Origin of the sequence: Desulfovibrio inopinatus DSM 10711, assembly GCF_000429305.1 — a bacterium.
GTDB lineage: Bacteria > Desulfobacterota > Desulfovibrionia > Desulfovibrionales > Desulfovibrionaceae > Alteridesulfovibrio > Alteridesulfovibrio inopinatus.
This window is the reverse complement of record NZ_AUBP01000010.1, coordinates 171,098-187,801: the sequence shown is the minus strand read 5'-3', so window position 1 is coordinate 187,801 and position 16,704 is coordinate 171,098. Positions and strand designations below refer to the sequence as shown.

Annotated in this window: 15 protein-coding genes; 8 read left to right on the top strand and 7 right to left on the bottom strand. The window is 45.7% G+C overall.

All coding sequences use genetic code 11. From position 1 onward, the window contains the following. Positions 1 to 41 precede the first annotated feature (41 nt). Both G451_RS28545 and G451_RS0109525 read right to left on the bottom strand, forming a co-directional pair. Positions 42 to 899, bottom strand: a complete 858-nt coding sequence (locus G451_RS28545) for a M15 family metallopeptidase (protein WP_245587799.1) — start codon at positions 897 to 899, stop codon at positions 42 to 44. Beyond that, a complete protein-coding gene (locus tag G451_RS0109525; RefSeq protein WP_027184081.1) occupies positions 880 to 2,619 on the bottom strand; it encodes a diguanylate cyclase domain-containing protein in 1,740 nt (579 codons plus the stop codon). Before G451_RS0109525 ends, G451_RS28545 begins: the two co-directional genes overlap by 20 nt. 165 nt (positions 2,620 to 2,784) lie before the next feature. On the opposite strand from G451_RS0109525, the gene G451_RS0109520 reads away from it, so the two are divergent. Then, entirely contained in the window at positions 2,785 to 3,642 is an 858-nt protein-coding gene (locus G451_RS0109520; protein ID WP_027184080.1) for a WcbI family polysaccharide biosynthesis putative acetyltransferase, read from the top strand. A 14-nt stretch (positions 3,643 to 3,656) separates the two neighbouring features. On the opposite strand, the gene G451_RS35315 is transcribed toward G451_RS0109520, so the two are convergent. Then, a complete protein-coding gene (locus G451_RS35315) occupies positions 3,657 to 4,079 on the bottom strand; it encodes a YkgJ family cysteine cluster protein (RefSeq protein ID WP_425387490.1) in 423 nt (140 codons plus the stop codon). A 390-nt stretch (positions 4,080 to 4,469) separates the two neighbouring features. Here G451_RS35315 and G451_RS0109510 point away from each other — a divergent pair, with 390 nt between their 5' ends. Continuing rightward, a complete protein-coding gene (locus G451_RS0109510; RefSeq protein ID WP_027184078.1) occupies positions 4,470 to 4,931 on the top strand; it encodes a hypothetical protein in 462 nt (153 codons plus the stop codon). A 26-nt stretch (positions 4,932 to 4,957) separates the two neighbouring features. On the opposite strand, the gene G451_RS0109505 is transcribed toward G451_RS0109510, so the two are convergent. Beyond that, a complete protein-coding gene (locus G451_RS0109505; RefSeq protein ID WP_027184077.1) occupies positions 4,958 to 5,452 on the bottom strand; it encodes a hypothetical protein in 495 nt (164 codons plus the stop codon). 87 nt (positions 5,453 to 5,539) lie between these two features. On the opposite strand from G451_RS0109505, the gene G451_RS28540 reads away from it, so the two are divergent. From G451_RS28540 to G451_RS0109490, 3 genes are all read left to right on the top strand, one after another. Beyond that, positions 5,540 to 6,067: an NUDIX hydrolase gene (locus tag G451_RS28540; RefSeq protein ID WP_051261329.1), complete on the top strand. Its 528-nt coding sequence runs from the start codon at positions 5,540 to 5,542 to the stop codon at positions 6,065 to 6,067. After that, positions 6,054 to 6,938 carry a 4Fe-4S dicluster domain-containing protein gene (locus tag G451_RS0109495; protein ID WP_027184076.1) on the top strand — a complete coding sequence of 295 codons (885 nt, stop codon included), beginning with the start codon at positions 6,054 to 6,056 and terminating at the stop codon, positions 6,936 to 6,938. Before G451_RS28540 ends, G451_RS0109495 begins: the two co-directional genes overlap by 14 nt. A 138-nt stretch (positions 6,939 to 7,076) precedes the next feature. Then, positions 7,077 to 7,784, top strand: coding sequence for a hypothetical protein (locus G451_RS0109490; protein WP_027184075.1), 708 nt, complete (start codon positions 7,077 to 7,079; stop codon positions 7,782 to 7,784). A 49-nt stretch (positions 7,785 to 7,833) separates the two neighbouring features. Here G451_RS0109490 and G451_RS32560 read toward each other — a convergent pair whose 3' ends face one another. The 3 genes from G451_RS32560 to G451_RS28530 form a co-directional block, all read right to left on the bottom strand. After that, positions 7,834 to 9,402 (bottom strand): sensor histidine kinase, encoded by a 1,569-nt coding sequence (locus G451_RS32560; protein WP_051261328.1) that lies wholly within the window; start codon positions 9,400 to 9,402, stop codon positions 7,834 to 7,836. Between the two features lie 237 nt (positions 9,403 to 9,639). Beyond that, on the bottom strand, positions 9,640 to 12,660 hold the full coding sequence (locus G451_RS0109480; protein ID WP_027184074.1) for a diguanylate cyclase: 3,021 nt from the start codon (positions 12,658 to 12,660) through the stop codon (positions 9,640 to 9,642). A 31-nt stretch (positions 12,661 to 12,691) separates the two neighbouring features. After that, positions 12,692 to 13,723: a polyamine ABC transporter substrate-binding protein gene (locus G451_RS28530; protein ID WP_169727853.1), complete on the bottom strand. Its 1,032-nt coding sequence runs from the start codon at positions 13,721 to 13,723 to the stop codon at positions 12,692 to 12,694. Between the two features lie 407 nt (positions 13,724 to 14,130). On the opposite strand from G451_RS28530, the gene G451_RS28525 reads away from it, so the two are divergent. From G451_RS28525 to G451_RS0109455, 3 genes are all read left to right on the top strand, one after another. Next, positions 14,131 to 14,964 carry an acid phosphatase gene (locus tag G451_RS28525; RefSeq protein WP_051261326.1) on the top strand — a complete coding sequence of 278 codons (834 nt, stop codon included), beginning with the start codon at positions 14,131 to 14,133 and terminating at the stop codon, positions 14,962 to 14,964. A gap of 21 nt (positions 14,965 to 14,985) precedes the next feature. Continuing rightward, positions 14,986 to 15,192, top strand: coding sequence for a hypothetical protein (locus G451_RS0109465; RefSeq protein ID WP_027184073.1), 207 nt, complete (start codon positions 14,986 to 14,988; stop codon positions 15,190 to 15,192). Positions 15,193 to 16,395: 1,203 nt separating this feature from the next. Then, positions 16,396 to 16,587, top strand: a complete 192-nt coding sequence (locus G451_RS0109455) for a Flp family type IVb pilin (RefSeq protein ID WP_027184072.1) — start codon at positions 16,396 to 16,398, stop codon at positions 16,585 to 16,587. Positions 16,588 to 16,704: the final 117 nt, after the last annotated feature.

Genomic DNA, 16,704 nt, shown 5'->3' with positions numbered 1-16,704 from the left:
CACCTTGCCCCCATTCATGGAAACGGGTTGGAGAACAGCCATCAACCGTTGTCGTTTGGCTCGCAACGTTCTTGCATGATCACGAGTTCCGGCCGATATTCAAAGTGCATAAAGTCGTATTCCCACCACTTGCCGCCCCAGATAAAACCATTTCTTTCAAAAATATCGACCACCTCTTGAGGAAAAGCCTGGCGTTCGTCCAAGACGGCCCCCGGTCGCCCCCGATATCGCCAATACCCGTTATGCTGGGCGGCAAGGTCAATCGCGATACCAAAGCTATGCGTGCTGAGTCTCTTTGTCCCGGCAATCGTCCGCCATGCCATTGTTCCATTGACGGGGAGGATGTACCGTTTGTACGCGGGATGCGTGACGAGAAGAGCGCTAAGTTCTTCACTTACACGTGAAAGTGCCTCCGCCGCATGATTCTGCACGTTAAAGGAAACGGTTTTTCCCAAAAAAACAACAGGAACCAGGTTGGCTTCAACAGCCTTCCGGTTCTTGCCGTATACAGCCTGAAAAAACGCTTCGACACGAACTCGTCCTGGATGTTCTCCCGGTTGAGGAGCTGCGAGAACAGCCCCAATACAGTAGGGTTGAGCAAGCATGTCCTGGAGATCAGGGGCGTTCAGCGTCTCATTCAACGTTTTTGACCGCTTATCGTCAAACAGAAAGCGTTCTCCAGAATGAAGGAGAATCCATGTGCTGCCGTAATTGTCGGTTTCAATGGCCTGAATATAATCAGGATATCCAGTTTGAAGTTGCTTTGCCAAAAGCAATGATTCACGTTCCATTGGCCATATGTCGGTGGCCTCGAGAATACTGGGGACACAGCACATCATCATAGACAGCAACACTCCACACCAGATGGAGTGGCGCTGTTTAAAGAAATGTATATACATCACGTCCAAGATCTTTCGCTTTATAGAGGGCGTTGTCGGCAGCTTTAATGAGCGATTCAGCATCCGTACCATCATGAGGATAAAGGGCAACACCAATACTTGTTGTCACGTTTATACAGTGATCTCCAACACGATGTGGTGAACGTACAGATTGAAGAAGCTTCTCTGCAACAAGAGATGCATCATTCTCTGATGCAATTTTTGGTAAAAGAACGAAAAATTCATCACCGCCCATTCGAGCCACGGTATCAGACTTTCGAAGCGGTCTTTCCAGACACCGAGCAACGCTGATGAGCAATTGATCTCCGGCAGAATGTCCAAGCGTATCGTTGATATATTTAAAATGGTCAAGGTCAAGCATCATAAGTGCCATATAGTCATTATTGCGCTCAGCGGCATTTAGGGCCTGTCCGAGTCTGTCCGAGATGAGAAGCCGATTCGGAAGCTGCGTCAATGGATCGTGATACGCTAACTTCCAGATCATTTGTTCGCTTTGATGCCGCTCCGTCACATCTTGGATTGTCAAGACATAGCCGTAAACGATACAATCATCATCACGAATACAAGAGACCGTTGCATCAATATACCGGGCTGCGATCCCGTTCTTTTTGAACTCAAAAGAAAATGCATGTCTTGCCTTGAAATGAATACTTTCTATGACTGCCCTAATACGCTCGGCTGGAATGCCAAGCATAGCGTGGATGGATTCAATGTGACAACCAATGACATGTTCGGGGACAAAACCTAAAATGTCTTCAGCGGATTTATTATAATACGTGACATGTAAGGCTTCGTCTGTCGCGATAACGCCAACATTAAGCGCGGAACTGAGAATATTATCTAATAAAAGCTGTTTTTGCAGAGAATCACAAATAGTCTCACGAAGCCGCCCCCCCTTATAATTGAGTGCGTTCCGAACCTCACGAATATAACGTCTTTCCATTCCTCCAATGATATCGGAAAGCGTGAGAAGTCCGCGCAATTCTCTCTCATGTTCCACAACGACCAAACGGCACACCTGCTCCGCTTGCATACGTATTGATGCTTCATATACCGAGTCCAAGATATCGACGGTCAAAACAGGCGTTGTCATCACATCGGCAAGAACCGGGTCGCTTTCATGGGACATTTCAAGGACAAGTCGAGCAATATCCCGCTCAGTGACAATACCAAGAGGTTGCTCCTCTTCTACGGTGACGAGACAGCTCAATGCCCTTTCTGTCATACGGTGTATGGCCTTGGATAATTTCATATCTAAAGGAGCGGTCATGACGTCTGGATTCATAACGTCACCAACCCGCTTAAATTCAAGAAAATATTCTAATCCAAGGTTACGCATGAGGCAAGACCGAGATAGAATGCCTTTAACACCTCCCAGATCATCCACCACGACAAGGTGGGTCACGTTGTTGTCCGACAAAACTTTGAAAGCATCATCCATAACCATGGCTTCAGTTGCCGTGTAAACAGGTGTGGACATGGCCGAAGACACGGGGAAATCAAAGATCCCCTGATTCATGCGTGCCGCAATTTTGACAACATTTTTTTCCGTAAAAATACCGAGAGGACGACGCTCTTCGAGGACAAGAACACAGCTGGCATTGTTTTGCCGCATCGTGTCTATGACAGAACTGATACTGGTATCAGATCCAACACTCACAATATTTGGGGTATATAGAGACTGAATGGTTTCAGTCGAAACGAATTCGCGTTTTGTCATGCGTCTCTTCCCTCTCACTACCACGACGTTAGCAAATCATGGTATGTACAACAACTCCCTGCCCGAAGTTCCAAACATGCTCATCCATCAATACGGTTGCATTGTCTTGATCGACGGAGACGGGTACAAGTCCCCTACCATCTCCATGAACAGGAAACCGTCTCTATGAAGAAAAAGCTCTGCATCATCCACGCCAATTGCCAGGGTGGGCCACTGACCACGTTGTTACGTCAGCACCCTGTCTTTAGTAATACTTACCGTATTAAACACATTGTCAATTATACCCGTGAAATAATTCCAGACGACGACCTTCGGAATTGTCAGCTTTTCCTGTATCAGTGGCTTTCGAAAGACTGGAATGAACTGTCCAGTGAACGTTTGCTCTCGCGTCTTCCGTCAAACGCCCAACCAGTATGTATTCCAAATCTTTTCTTTAAACACTATTGGCCACTGTGGGATTCGAAACCAGGCATCGACTACAGCGACAGACATCTTAACATGTTAATACAACGCGGTCTATCTGCCATTGAAATTATTCACATCTATCTCAAGACAGATATATTTAAATTATATGATATTCATACGTCTCTTGCTCGTTCTGAAGAACATGAACGACAAAAAGAACAACGGTGGGATATCAAAGTGACTGACGATATTCTGGCAACTTACCGACAAGAAGCTCTTTTTTCTACAATCAATCATCCAGGACTCGGGCTTCAAATACGTATCGCCCAGGGCGTGCTCGATCTGTTAGGGTATGGCCCTCTTTCACAAACCGTTCTTCGAGCGGCACACGACGCCTTCGGAGAATTCTTTCTTCCGATACATCCCCATGTCACTCAGCAGCTCGGTCTCACATTTGCTGACAACATGAAGGACTATCCCGTTTATGGCACCCGCTTGACCATCAAGGAATACCTTCTTGCCTACATAACGTGCCGGCAGGAGGGGATCTCGGATTTCATTTCTTTTCTCATTCTTTATGCTCAAAAGCACAACCGCCATGAGGCTCCTCTTACGTAACCGAAATCCCCACCTCACGAACCTTTTCGCTCTTTTTTCCGATTCGCTCGGATGGTTTTTTTCAAAATTCGGGCAAAACTTGTTGTCTCAGCAATATAAAATCCGCAATGCGCTGAGGGGGCTCCTCCATAGTATACCATATGGCGTGTTGGATAGTCTTTGCACAATTGCGGACGATTTTCGTAATCAAGGCATGTCCCCTCTTCCGATAACAAGTTGCATCGAAAAACGAGGTTCTTCATAAAAGCATTCTCAGCAACGACAAATCGTCGGAACACGGGATCTTTCTTGCAAATACGATCAAATTGCCAACGACTACGTATCATTTTGCCTTCGTACATCAACGTAATATAACGGCAACAACCTCCACATTGTAAGCAACCACCTCGAATAACGGGTGTCTTCCCTCGAAAGAAGTACCAACAATGCCTCCACATGCGGACAAGAAACGAATCAGAAAACAATGCCATCTGGATTTTTCCACATTACGAGGGAGTTTTCCCGCCTCGACTGAGTGATGTTTCAAAAAATACATCAATATGAAGCGCACACGCAACTGCCGGACGCTGTGAAGAATCAATTCTACGCAGACGAAAGGCCATCTCCATATTGAGAGATAATAGGACTCCGGCTTTAAGAAGAAAAAAAGAGCATGATTACAAAGAAAGAAACAATTTCAGGAGACTTGATGTTGCCCTTTTTCATGAAAAGAGTGTAATATCATCGTATAAAATGGCAAGCATAAGGCGGGAGGGTAAGTGGCCATTGCTTAATTCGAAGTCTCCCTCTCGTGCAGCGGCGTTTCAATGCTGCATGAAGGAGTATCTGTGTTACTTGTTCAAATTCATAAAAATGCCAAGCCGTGGAGACGTGTAGGCGGTTATTTTCTTCCTATCTCGAACGTGGAAGATGGGCTGGCACTTGCTTCACGCTGGGCGCATCTCCTCGAAAAAGGCGAAAACAACCCCATTCGATATGTCAGTCTTGTCAACATCGAAGAAGACCATCCCGTCGCTCTTGTCAATCGATGGCTTGCCCCTGACCAGTTATCCTCACGATTCGCCCCACTTTCAACAATATCCGCGATACTTCATGAACAACTCAAAGCGATTGACTATAATGCCATTCGTATTCCACAAGGAACGGTAAATGGACTCGTTCCCGGCAAAAGGTCGGTGAATCGTTCTTTAACGACCATGCCGAGACTTGTTGTCGGCAAATCCATCAAAGGCAATCAAATTCTTTGGACCCGGCTTCTCTCTGAATTTTCCAACACCGTTGCCGCGTGATCCCTTCCCCTCTTCTCTGTAGTGCACTATGGCAATCCTCCGCCCTGTACCCAATCTGTTGCACCGGACAAGCATTGCCATAAAATAACAAAGGCTCCATTGGTCAACAGCAAAAGTCCGGTCAAGACAAACAGTCCCCAGACGATTTTGACAGACTCACTCCCATGCCGAATAATAGTTTTGCGCAACACTTTCATTCCCGGAGGGGGATAACGGCCCGTGTGAAGAATCCGTCGCGCCAGCCAGACGCAATAGAATCCGACTCCAAAAGTAAGAAAGAAATGAAGCCCACCAGCTATGGCAAGATCACGCTTGAGTATTGTTATCGCACGTACCGGATCGAGAGACAAAAGACGCAGAAGGTTATGTTGATGCACTCGAAAAACAACCAACACAACCAAACAGAGTGCGACAAGTACGAGAAAGAAGGCCAAAGCCCACCGCTGAAATGAGGCTTCTGGGAGAACATAACCCGAATCCTCCCATTCCGAGACCGTTTGTATATTTTTTACAGTTTTCATGGGATTCGGCCCCTTTCTTGGGGTTGGCGTCTGCCTTGCCGTGCAGTATCGTGATATTTCCCTCCAGGCAAGGACAAGGAGAAGATCATGAAACAAAGTGCAGGGCTGCTGCCATTTCGTCGAACTAAAGGCGGATTGGAAGTCTTACTCGTCCACCCTGGAGGCCCCTGGTTTGCCAAGCGTGACCACCGCGTCTGGTCTATAGCCAAAGGAGAATTTACGGAAGGAGAAGAATCTCCCTTCGAAGCGGCTCTGCGCGAATTCCATGAGGAAACTGGGCTGTTGCCTCATTCCGATGCAGAATTCATTTTTCTTGGGGTACGCCGTCAAGCAGGTGGAAAATGCATCCACGCATACGCTGTTGAAGCTGAGTTTCCGGAAGAATACGTCACAAGCAATACCTTTACAATGGAATGGCCGCCGGGATCAGGCTGCATGCAGTCTTTTCCCGAAGTCGACCGAGCGACCTGGTTTCCACTGAAGATTGCCGAAGAAAAATTGATCCCTGGACAGGATGGTTTTCTCATTGACCTGGTTCGAGCTCTTGCGCTTGACACCCCACCTCAATGTCGCCCCAAAACAGCGAAAAGGGAGAGTCGCCGTGCTGCAGATTGAAGACACCATCAAAACGTTTTTAAGCACTCCCGAAAACAATTCTTTGTCTCCACACTGGGGATTTCGTGCGTTCGACCAACCTCTTGTTGGTTATGCTGATGGCGACGATCCACTGTTCACTGCCATCAAAAATGATATCGGTACGTTTTATCAAACTCCGCGAGAAGCGTTTCGCCAGGCATTCCCGGGCACTTCTCCCAAACACATCGGAGTCATTGCTTGGATTTTACCGCATACCGAACGTACACGTCGCGCACATCGTTCCATGACGGATATGCCCAGCCTCAACTGGAGCCTCGCCCGTCTTTTCGGCGAAAACGTCAATGAGAACCTACGCCGCCATGTTGTGACGGCACTGACAGCATCCGGTTTACGTGCACTGGCGCCTACCCTTGCCCCAGAATGGACACGGGCACAGTCTCCCCGTTACGGATTTGCTTCAACCTGGTCGGAACGTCATACCGCATTTGTTTGTGGATTAGGGACATTCGGTTTAAGCGACGGCCTCATCACCGCCAAAGGGAAAGCCATTCGCGTCGGCTCTGTTATCGCGGACTGCACTGTCACTCCCACACCGAGACCGTACACGCATCATCAGGAGTATTGTCTGCGTACACATGGCGTTGATTGCAAGGCGTGCATCAAACGTTGCCCGGCGCATGCCATCACGCCATCGGGACATGATAAAGAACAATGTAAAACATATATTCGCGGGAGCACACGTCCGTATGTCGAGGAACAACAGCTTGGAGTTCCGGTCAACAGTTGCGGTCTGTGCCAGACAGGCATTCCCTGTGAAGCGGGCATTCCCAAACTCGTTCAACGTCGGTTGAAACTCTCACGCAACCAAACAGCGTCATGTCCGCAATAGACAAACACGGAACAACAAAATACAATACTCAAGATAATCGAATGAAATCAGACTTTTTATCCTCTATATTGCATTTAGGGTGGCCGACTCATCCTTGGAAAACAAACAGAACAACGTACCATAGCGATGAGGAATCCCATGTATAAGCCGATTTTATTTTATGGAGTTCTGACCCTTGTATTTGGAGTCTGCGTTTTGCTCAGTCTCTATCAGCCCAAAGCTATGGCACCATGGTTTCGGCCAGCCAGTCGCTTCAAAGCGGCATTGTTATATGGGGGCTTCGCCATCATATTCGGTTTCGCGACATTGCTGAGCAAGCCCACGTATCCGGAGCTGACAACACCTCAACGTATGCACCTCTATTGTTCCTATGAAAAAGGCAAGGCTCGCATTGAACGAGAAACCACAAAAATGTTTGGAAGATTTCCAAGGAATACATTGAAAGCCGGAGATATCATTACGGCCGAGCAACCTACGCCGCTTCTTATTACCAATGACCCCAACCTGAAAACCCCACAGGATGTTATCGAAAGCACCGTTGAGGTCATAAGCATTCCTCGCAGTGGACAATTCAAAATCATCAGGGTGATCCGAGACTTTTCATCAGGATTTCATTGGTACAGAGCCAAGGATCTCGCCACGTCGCAACAGGGCTATATCGAAACCGACGCGTTATCATGGTACGATACACCTGCGCGTATTGCGGATTACGGGAGACGAAAGGAAGTTTGGATGAAGCCAAAACGGCAAAAACTGGAACGAACGCTGTTTGTAGAGAATGGCATTGACCCAGAAGAAATCAAAGCGCAAGCCCGTGAAGAGGCCTGGGCCAGACAGTGCCCGTAATCTCACCATGTGCCGATCAATACCAGAGCAACCTCGAATATACTCAGAATTATCTCTTGAAGGGCTGTGACAGTGGTAATTCAACGGTAATGAACGTCCTATCACCTTCTGTCCTCATCATGATTTCACCATGCATGGTGTTGATAACAAGCCGAGCGGTATACGTACCAAGTCCGGTCCCATTCCGTTTTCCCCACGAAACAAACTTTTCAAAAAACGAATCCCTTATCTCTTCCGGTACAACACCCTGATTCGAGATAATAATGCTACACATATCATCTGTTACAATATCGACATTAACTGCTTCTTCCATAGGAGATGCTTCAATTGCATTACACAGCAAATTGATGAGAGCTGAGTAGACAAGCATCTCTTCCGCTACTATAAGAGGACCAGTTGTACTCTCTCCCATTTTTTTTCCATCAATACTGACATCAACAGACACGCCACATGCTTTTGCTGTACTTTCCAGGTGCTCCATAACGCGACGAAGCACAATGGCTAAGTCAACACTATTGGGAACATACGTATAGCGTCCCATTTCCATCTTAACAATATCGAGAGAACGATTAATAATGGAAAGCATGGTGTATCCACTCTTTTTAGCCATGGATAGCATCTGTTGCTGTTGATAATTCAACATTCCATTATCCAAAAGATAATTCAAAACACCAAGCATTCCACTCAATGGGACTTTGAGGTCATGCCGCGTTATGCTCTCAACGCCTTCTTTGAATTGTTCCATCTTCTTTCTTTCCGTTACATCCTCAAGAAGAACGATTCCACCTCGAAATTTTCCTGAAATATCACGCAGTCTGGAAATTGCTACGCTATAATATCGATCGCCCATCTCATCACGAGATTCAGCTTCAAGCTTCAAAGAAGCGTTCTCTTTCTTCAATACATCATGAAGGCCTGGCTCAAGCCATGGAAGCAACGTGGACAACTGTTTTCGGTATTGCGACTCCAACTGACCACCATAGGAGTAGTACATCGCTCCTTCCACGTCGCGAAGACCTAACAATCTGGCTCCAGAAATATTGATATTTTCTAATACTCCCTGTTCGTCAATTAAAAATGCTGGCGTATCCAGACTTTCAAACAGCGTCAGGTACTTATTTTTTTCATTGGTAATCGTTCTATTAGCACGCTGTAATTCGGTGAGAGCAACACTCTCCCCTAAATTGATCCACTGGCTACAAAAAGCAATTTCAATACGATCAAAACAACGTTCAACAAATGATACATAAAAATCTTTTTCTGCATCATCAAACGATGCCTCTCGTATAAGCCCCACATATGTATATCGATAATACTTATACAGTCCCAAGAACATGGCCAGGTCAATACCTCGCTCACGATGGAGTTGAGCTTCTATCAGGCCGAATTGGGCTATCGGATCGTCCTCGAATTGATCTTGGGGAGAAAATTGAGGCAAAACTTTGCCATAATGCAGGATGGCTGTTACGATTGCATCCGTCAAACCTTGTATTGAAATACGCCAAGGTTCAACAAGAGTAGAAGTATACCGAGAATACCCTTGGGACTTTGCATATTGTAAAATACGCTCCATAAGTTTGTATTCACTCTGTATCAGCAGGTTTTGCAGCGCTATCATTACATCTTCCCCCTCTGAGCAACGCCTGCATCTCATAATATTCATCTACAATCACTGCACGCAGCCCTGTCAAGTACAGCACAAAAATATTGATGCTATTCCTTTCTATTCGTTATTCAATTCTCTTTTGAATACTCCCCATCCGTACATGAATTTGAGTTTATACGTCGTAGACATAAAAAATGAATACGGATTGCCCCCTACGATAATTTCTGTTTTTAATCATAGCACGGTTTTTCAATTCGCACCATATTCAAACTCAAAGAAGACAGCCTTATTTCTTCCGCTATTCTTTGCCTTATACAACGCTGTATCGGCGGCGGCAACAAGCTCATGCGCTGCGCGCATGGACGCATTTCGTGCCGCAATTCCTAAACTGAGCGTAAGCATGCCCGTTGAAGAGCCCGTATGCGGAAGCTCCAAGGAATGAACGGCGTTCATGATCGCCTCGGAAACCTTGACGACGCTCTCATCCGAATGTCCGACAAGAATAAGAGAGAACTCCTCTCCTCCATATCGGCCCAGAAAACCACTATAATGTGTTGCCAACAGGGTCAACTCTCGGGCCAAGGCACGTAAACACGCATCTCCGGCCTGGTGGCCATAAATGTCATTGTAGGCTTTGAAATGATCGACATCCATAATGAGATAATAGAGCGAAGAGTCCTCTTGGATGCTTGTTTTCCACGCATCGTCCAACGATTGGTCGAGCGATCGCCGATTATGCACACCGGTCAATCCATCAAGGCTCGCAAGACGTTCCATGTCTGCATAGGCCCATTGAAGTGCCTGCGTCCGTTCAGCTACACGCTGTTCAAGTTCTGCATTGAGCGTATGCAATTCTTTGGCCTGATGGCTTAAAGCCAGATGGAGACGAATGCGAGCCAGAAGCTCAGCATAACTGAATGGCTTTGGAATATAATCGTTTCCGCCAGCAAGAAACCCTTGCTCAAGGTCTCCATCGCGTGTCAGCGCAGTTAAGAAAAGAACGGGAAGTTGATCATATCGATACATTTGACGTATTTGTTCGCAGACCTGATAACCTGTTTGTCCCGGCATCATCACATCAAGTAAAACGAGATCAATGTTCTCTTTCCGGCTTTCAAGAAAGCTGAGCGCGTCTGCGCCGGATGTTTCAGTATAGACCTGATATCCACTCAACTGCAGGTAATTTTCAATAACTCGCAAATTGACGGGTTCATCATCGACAACAAGAATACGTTCTGCATATGCCTGTGGTGGCGAGACATGTTTTTCCAACGTGTTGGATGAAGGGGCTTCTCCAAAGCCGATCTCCTTTTCGGCGAGTTGCCTCGATGACTCAACGGGTTGAAAAACGGCAAGCTTTTGAGATTCAGGGAGAATATCCCCGTTTTCATTGACTCGCCCCCCATGAGGAGCGCGTGGCATGGTAAAACGAAAAATCGAACCGCCACCTTCTCTTTCAACTACTTCTATTGTGCCGCCATGACTCACAACAAGCTGACGCGTTATAGCCAGTCCCAAGCCGGTGCCGGTACCGGCTCGTTCCAACCCCCGGTCCAGTTGCTCAAATGACTGAAAAACCGTCTCTCGCTGATCTTCCGGAATCCCCATTCCGGTATCTGCCACGTCAATAGAAACAATTGTGTCTTCAACACGGGCAGACACCTTGACCCACCCTTCCGAAGTAAATTTCACGGCATTGCCGACGAGATTATACAAAATCTGATGCAAGCGATTTTCATCAGCCATTACGGCCGGAATATCATCAGGAACGTGATTGTACAGCGCCAAATCTTTGGGTTTCGCGATGACGGAAACCATAGAGAGAACAAGATCGCATGCGCTTTTCAAATCAACAGGACGAAGTGCGAGTTTCAAGGCCTTATGTCTGAGTTTAGAGAAGTCCAAAATATCATTCACAAGATTTGTCAATCGGCGGCCGCTTGCTATGATCAAACTGAGGTTTTCCCTCGCGTGCTCGGGCAATGGACCGGCCACTCCTTTCATCATGGATTCAGCCAAACCAATAATGCCATGTAAAGGAGTTCGCAGTTCATGCGAAGTATTGGCAAGAAACTCGTCTTTCAATCGGTCAGCCGCACGCAAGGATTCAATGGACGCCTCTTTTAACCGTAGGGCTTCCGCTTGAGCTTCGTCACGCAATGTACGACTTTCCACCAAACTCTCCGCCATGGCATTAAACTGGCTGGCGAGTTGAGAGACTTCATCATGTCCATGAACCGCAAGCCGTGTTTCCAGTTTACCGCCACCAATCGCCTCGGCTCCAGCGCCGAGTCTGGCCAAGGGCTTTACAATGATCGAATGTAAAACCAACATCAACAACGCTGTTGCTAAGAGAACCGCAATGGACCCGATGACAAGAACAACTCGCCCAAGCTCTTGGCCGGCATGTGTCAATTCTTTTTCGGGTAAATATCCAACGAGCATGAGCCCACCAGGCAAAGATCGAGCTTGGATCAACAAGACGTCATCATCTTCTTGATAGCGAAGTGTGCGTCCTTGCTCGGCTGCAGATGCAGCAAGAGCAAGAAGCTTCTTCGGCTCGGCTACGTTCATGCGCTTCACGCCGGGATACAAAAGGCGTCCCCGCTCATCCAAAATAAGAATCCCCCCCTCATTGCCAATACGTGTATTGACAACAAGTTCTTGTAACGATTCTAATCGCACAGTTATGACAAGATATCCTCGCAGTGAGGGAGGAATCGCGGTTGAATCTTCAAACGTCGGATCTACAAACAGGAGACGATGTGCCACAACCAAAGTCGGTTCACCTGAATCCGGATTCCATTGAAAAAAACTCATGGTGGATGTCTTTGCGTGCTGCATCTGTTGAAACCACGCACGGTCTTCAACCGTATCCGTGCTATGGGGTGCTCGGGAGACACTAAAACGTGCGGCTTCATATCCATCGGGTAGAATAACCCGAATTTCCTCATAATCCTGGTATGCGTTATGGTAGCTTGAAAAGAGATTCACCAGCGGCAAGAGAGCAAAATAATAGCGATCTTCATCTGGAGTGAAGAGAAACGCCTTTAACAGGCCTGACCCAGAAAACAACAGCGCATTAGCCTCGGTTGTTTTCTCTATTGTTTCGATATTGACAGCAATTTGTTGCGTCAATGATGTCATTTGCCGAAGGATATTATCTTCAGCATTCACGCGCATACGTTGGAATGCCATCCAACTCACGATAAACAATGGCCCAATAACAATCGGAATCAGAAACAGAGGGAGTTTGGTTCGTAGTTTCATGTAAAATTCTAAAATTTAAATGGCGTACGCTTTAGTGTGTTATTGTCGCCCACGCTTCTACCATGCGCTTCTTTATTTGAGGAGAAATATCTTTCACCATTTCACTCGCTTGCAATGCATTTTCCGGTGGAAAAATGACCTCGTTCTTTAAAATACTCTCCGGTAACATTTGCTGTGCATCAATATTCGGAGTGGCAAAGGCGAGTTCTTCCGAAGCCTTGGCGCTGTTTGACGCTTCACTCAGATAATTCATAAAATCAATGGCCAGATCGGGGTGCTCGGAAAACGCTGAGACAACCATATAATCACCCCATATTTCTCCACCTTCTTCAGGGACAACATATCGTATTTGAGGATTTCGTTTCTGCAAAAGCAGAGCATCTCCATTCCATGTCTGGCCCATCCACGTTTCCCCAGAAACAATCCCTGAGTCGGCATCGGTTTTTAAATATCCGTAAGTTTGAACATAGTTTTTTTGTTTCTGTAATACGGCAATCGCAGCATCGATCGCCTTGGGATCTTCAGAATTGAGCGAATACCCAAGAGATTTAAGCGCCATACCGATGCCCAATCGATGAATATCCACCAACATGATCTTCCCGCGCCAAGCCTCTTTTGGCGTATAAAACTGCTTCCAACTTGTAATTTCTTCACCAATAAGATCCGCACGGTAAATAATCCCAAGTGTTCCCCACAAATAGGGAACTGCATATTTCTCAGTATCTGGCCATCCTGAAACATGCTGCTTTGTCATTCGAGCAAGATTCGGCACCTTCTCGACACCGAGAGGAATGATCCACCCTCGCCGCGCGTACGGTACAACATCGTTGCCATTAATCATAATGACATCGAAGCCTTTGCCTTTGCTGCGCATGACTCGTTCATCACGTTCATCCGAAGACTGAAAGTACTCTTGGCGAACCGTCACATTTCGTGTTTTTTCAAATTCTTCAATGACGCCCTTGGCGACATATGCTGTCCAATTGTAAAACACGAGTTCAGGACGCTCAGATGGACCAGCGTACCCACATGTTGGAAGAAGCGTAAAAAGAAGAAAACACATGACACTCCAGAAAATCTCAACGAGATACAACCTTGCATAAACGTGTATATCTGATAGCATACCATACAACTCCTTTTTTTGTCATGACATCCCACAAGATACATAAAAGAAAACTACACACAACACAAACCTGACATCAATATCAGACATATGAAGTACACATATGACACCTCCATGCACACACAACACTTTCGAAATCTCACAACACATTCCTTCATGGTATAATCTTATTTTACATACACCCAAATCATTCCTTTACCTTCTCCGTGGCATTTCTTGTTTTTCCACCAATAAACGTGCATAGTTGAAACAAAAAAGATACTATGCGGAGTGGTCGATGAAAAAAGACAGTGAGGGGTATCCTGCAGCGCCCAGATTGACGGATAAAATGAAGTGGGGAGATTGCTATGTTCATCGAGACCCGGCGTATTCATTGTACAGTATATCCATTAATTTTATGTATCATCTTAGGGTGCTTCGTCATCCAGGCTCAAGCTCAGACACCGACAGCAGAACACAACAAGGTACATGGATATCTTCACAAAGATCAATACCCGGATGCTTTTCATTTACTTCCTTCACCTCCGAATCAAAAGAGTGCAGGATTTGCTATGGATATATCCATCAGCCAACATGGCCTTGCTCTGCATGATACTCCTCGGTTTTCGTTAGCCACGACGGATGCAAACTATAATTTTCCGGAAGCTGCTCATGTTTTTGCCTGCACGCTCGGCATTCCCATCTCGAAAAAAAATACGCCACACCTGTATGAACTTCTCCAACGCGTCATGCTTGATGCCAAAAATGCCGCACATACGGCAAAAAAACACTACCATCGAAAGCGTCCATTTTTGGAAAATACAAAACCAATCTGTACTCCGGAGAAAGAGCAAAAACTTGCGCAAGAAAGTTCCTATCCCTCGGCCCATGCTGCCGTTGGGTGGGCCTGGGCTTTGGTGCTTACTGAAGTTGACCCTGCTCGGGAAGATACGATTTTACAACGGGGAAAAGCTTTTGGGGAAAACAGAATTGTATGCAATGTACATTGGTATAGTGATATTGTAGCGGGAAGAATGGTCGGATCTGCCATCGTCGCTCGCCTGCACGCCAATGTGGATTTCCAAAACGATGTACACGCAGCAAAGCATGAACTCAGCACAATCAGCAATCATGGCATGGCGACTCAAAAAGGCTGCAAACAGGAGTATGACGCGCTAACAAACAACCTTATTCTCCAATAACAAATTCTCTCAACGCTCAAGATGGATATTCGCGCATACCTCAAACACGGACACAATGGTCCCTACTTACGAATCCGCATTCGCACGAATTCTTTTGTCGAGTTTCGCAATATCCCTGTTTCTTCATCAATTGGTCGGGAAGACATGCAGAATCTCGCCCTTGCCTACGCCTTAAACAGATATCCCGAAGAGCGTGTTGTTATGCAACTTCCTCTTCCTATTTCTTAACCTCCGCGTACAACATTTCAAAGGAACCGTAGGAGGAAAAAAATACAGATATTTTACCACACATGAAGCGTATTGAGAGAGAAATAATCCGAGCGCGCCATGCAATATATTCATAGCAATGGGAAAAATAACAAGCAGAGAAAAGACAAAACCAACATACAAAATTTGGCTTATTGAGAAAGATATCTGAAAAGAAAGTGAAAACCAGCCAAGTCATCACGGTAAATCCACATATACGTGGATATACTGTATACTCAACATTGATGCTGCTTAACAGAATATTTATAAATATAAAATTCCACCCTAAAATGGCAGCATCTCCCAAACATATAGGCACACCATCAATAGCTAAAGCAGCAACAAAGTTTATGTGGTTCCTTATTTGTCCACCCACTTAACGAGGAAAGCTTCATCATCACTCTTCTCTGCAAAACATAATCCGACGGACTGCAAAATCATCTCCGACTCATCAAGGCAATCTTCATGTAATCTCTCTAAAGAACTTGAACGCCCACATGGGCAGGCAATATAGCGTCTTCGTATACGTGGATCACGGGGAAGTTCAATCATAACACACTTGGTCTCATGACGATCTTTGACAGAACAGAATACTCTTTGAACCCTACTTTTTATACAAGAGAACATTCTTCACTCCAGCATTATTATTGGATTATCAATAAAGACAAGATACAAATCGCACGTTTTTACACAAGCGGTTCCTATATTATACAAACACCATACAGAAAATAAGACCCTGCAAGACATCTAACATCACTAACAACAAATACCTATATTTTTTACCCGTCGAACATATAAACACCCCTTGAAATATCCAATTATTCGATCAGCATGCATTTATCCATATTCAAAGCAAATATAAATCAGGAAAAACCTGAAATTTATCCACTACCGGTTCTCTTTTTCGAGCTCTTTTTGTCGTGCTGTCATCCGTAATTTCTCACAGCCCACTCGATGCAAAATCACCGTGACCCATCCCCTCGAAGAATTCGCAAATTATTCAGTGGCGTTTAAAATGTCTCCTATCTGGTTCATTTCAAACGCCCCGACCCAAAGCTCCCCAAGATCAGAACTTTATCAAATTTTATTCAAAATTCAGCTTTTTCCTGATACCCAAACAAACACCAACATGCTAATCATAGATAAACTCATCGAAAAACACCTCAATAAAACACAAGACCCATTATGATTACAAATATCAAGGCATTTTTCTTGGAAGAAAATGGAGCCACAACGGTTGAGTACACGCTACTCACCGCTTTAGCGATTTCCGTTGTGGTAGGCTTTGCTTCTCTTGCTTCGCCAAAAATCGAAGGTGTGTTCAATACTATCATCTCCAGCTTGTCTAAAGCAGGCATTGAGCAACCTTTGCAATGAATCCAAACAAAGCCTCCAGATAAATACTTCCAGAGCGGTCATTATAACGTATTGAATCGTCATTGAGTATTCAGATCCACACTCATCGGCCTAGAAAATCAACATACTCTATCTCGT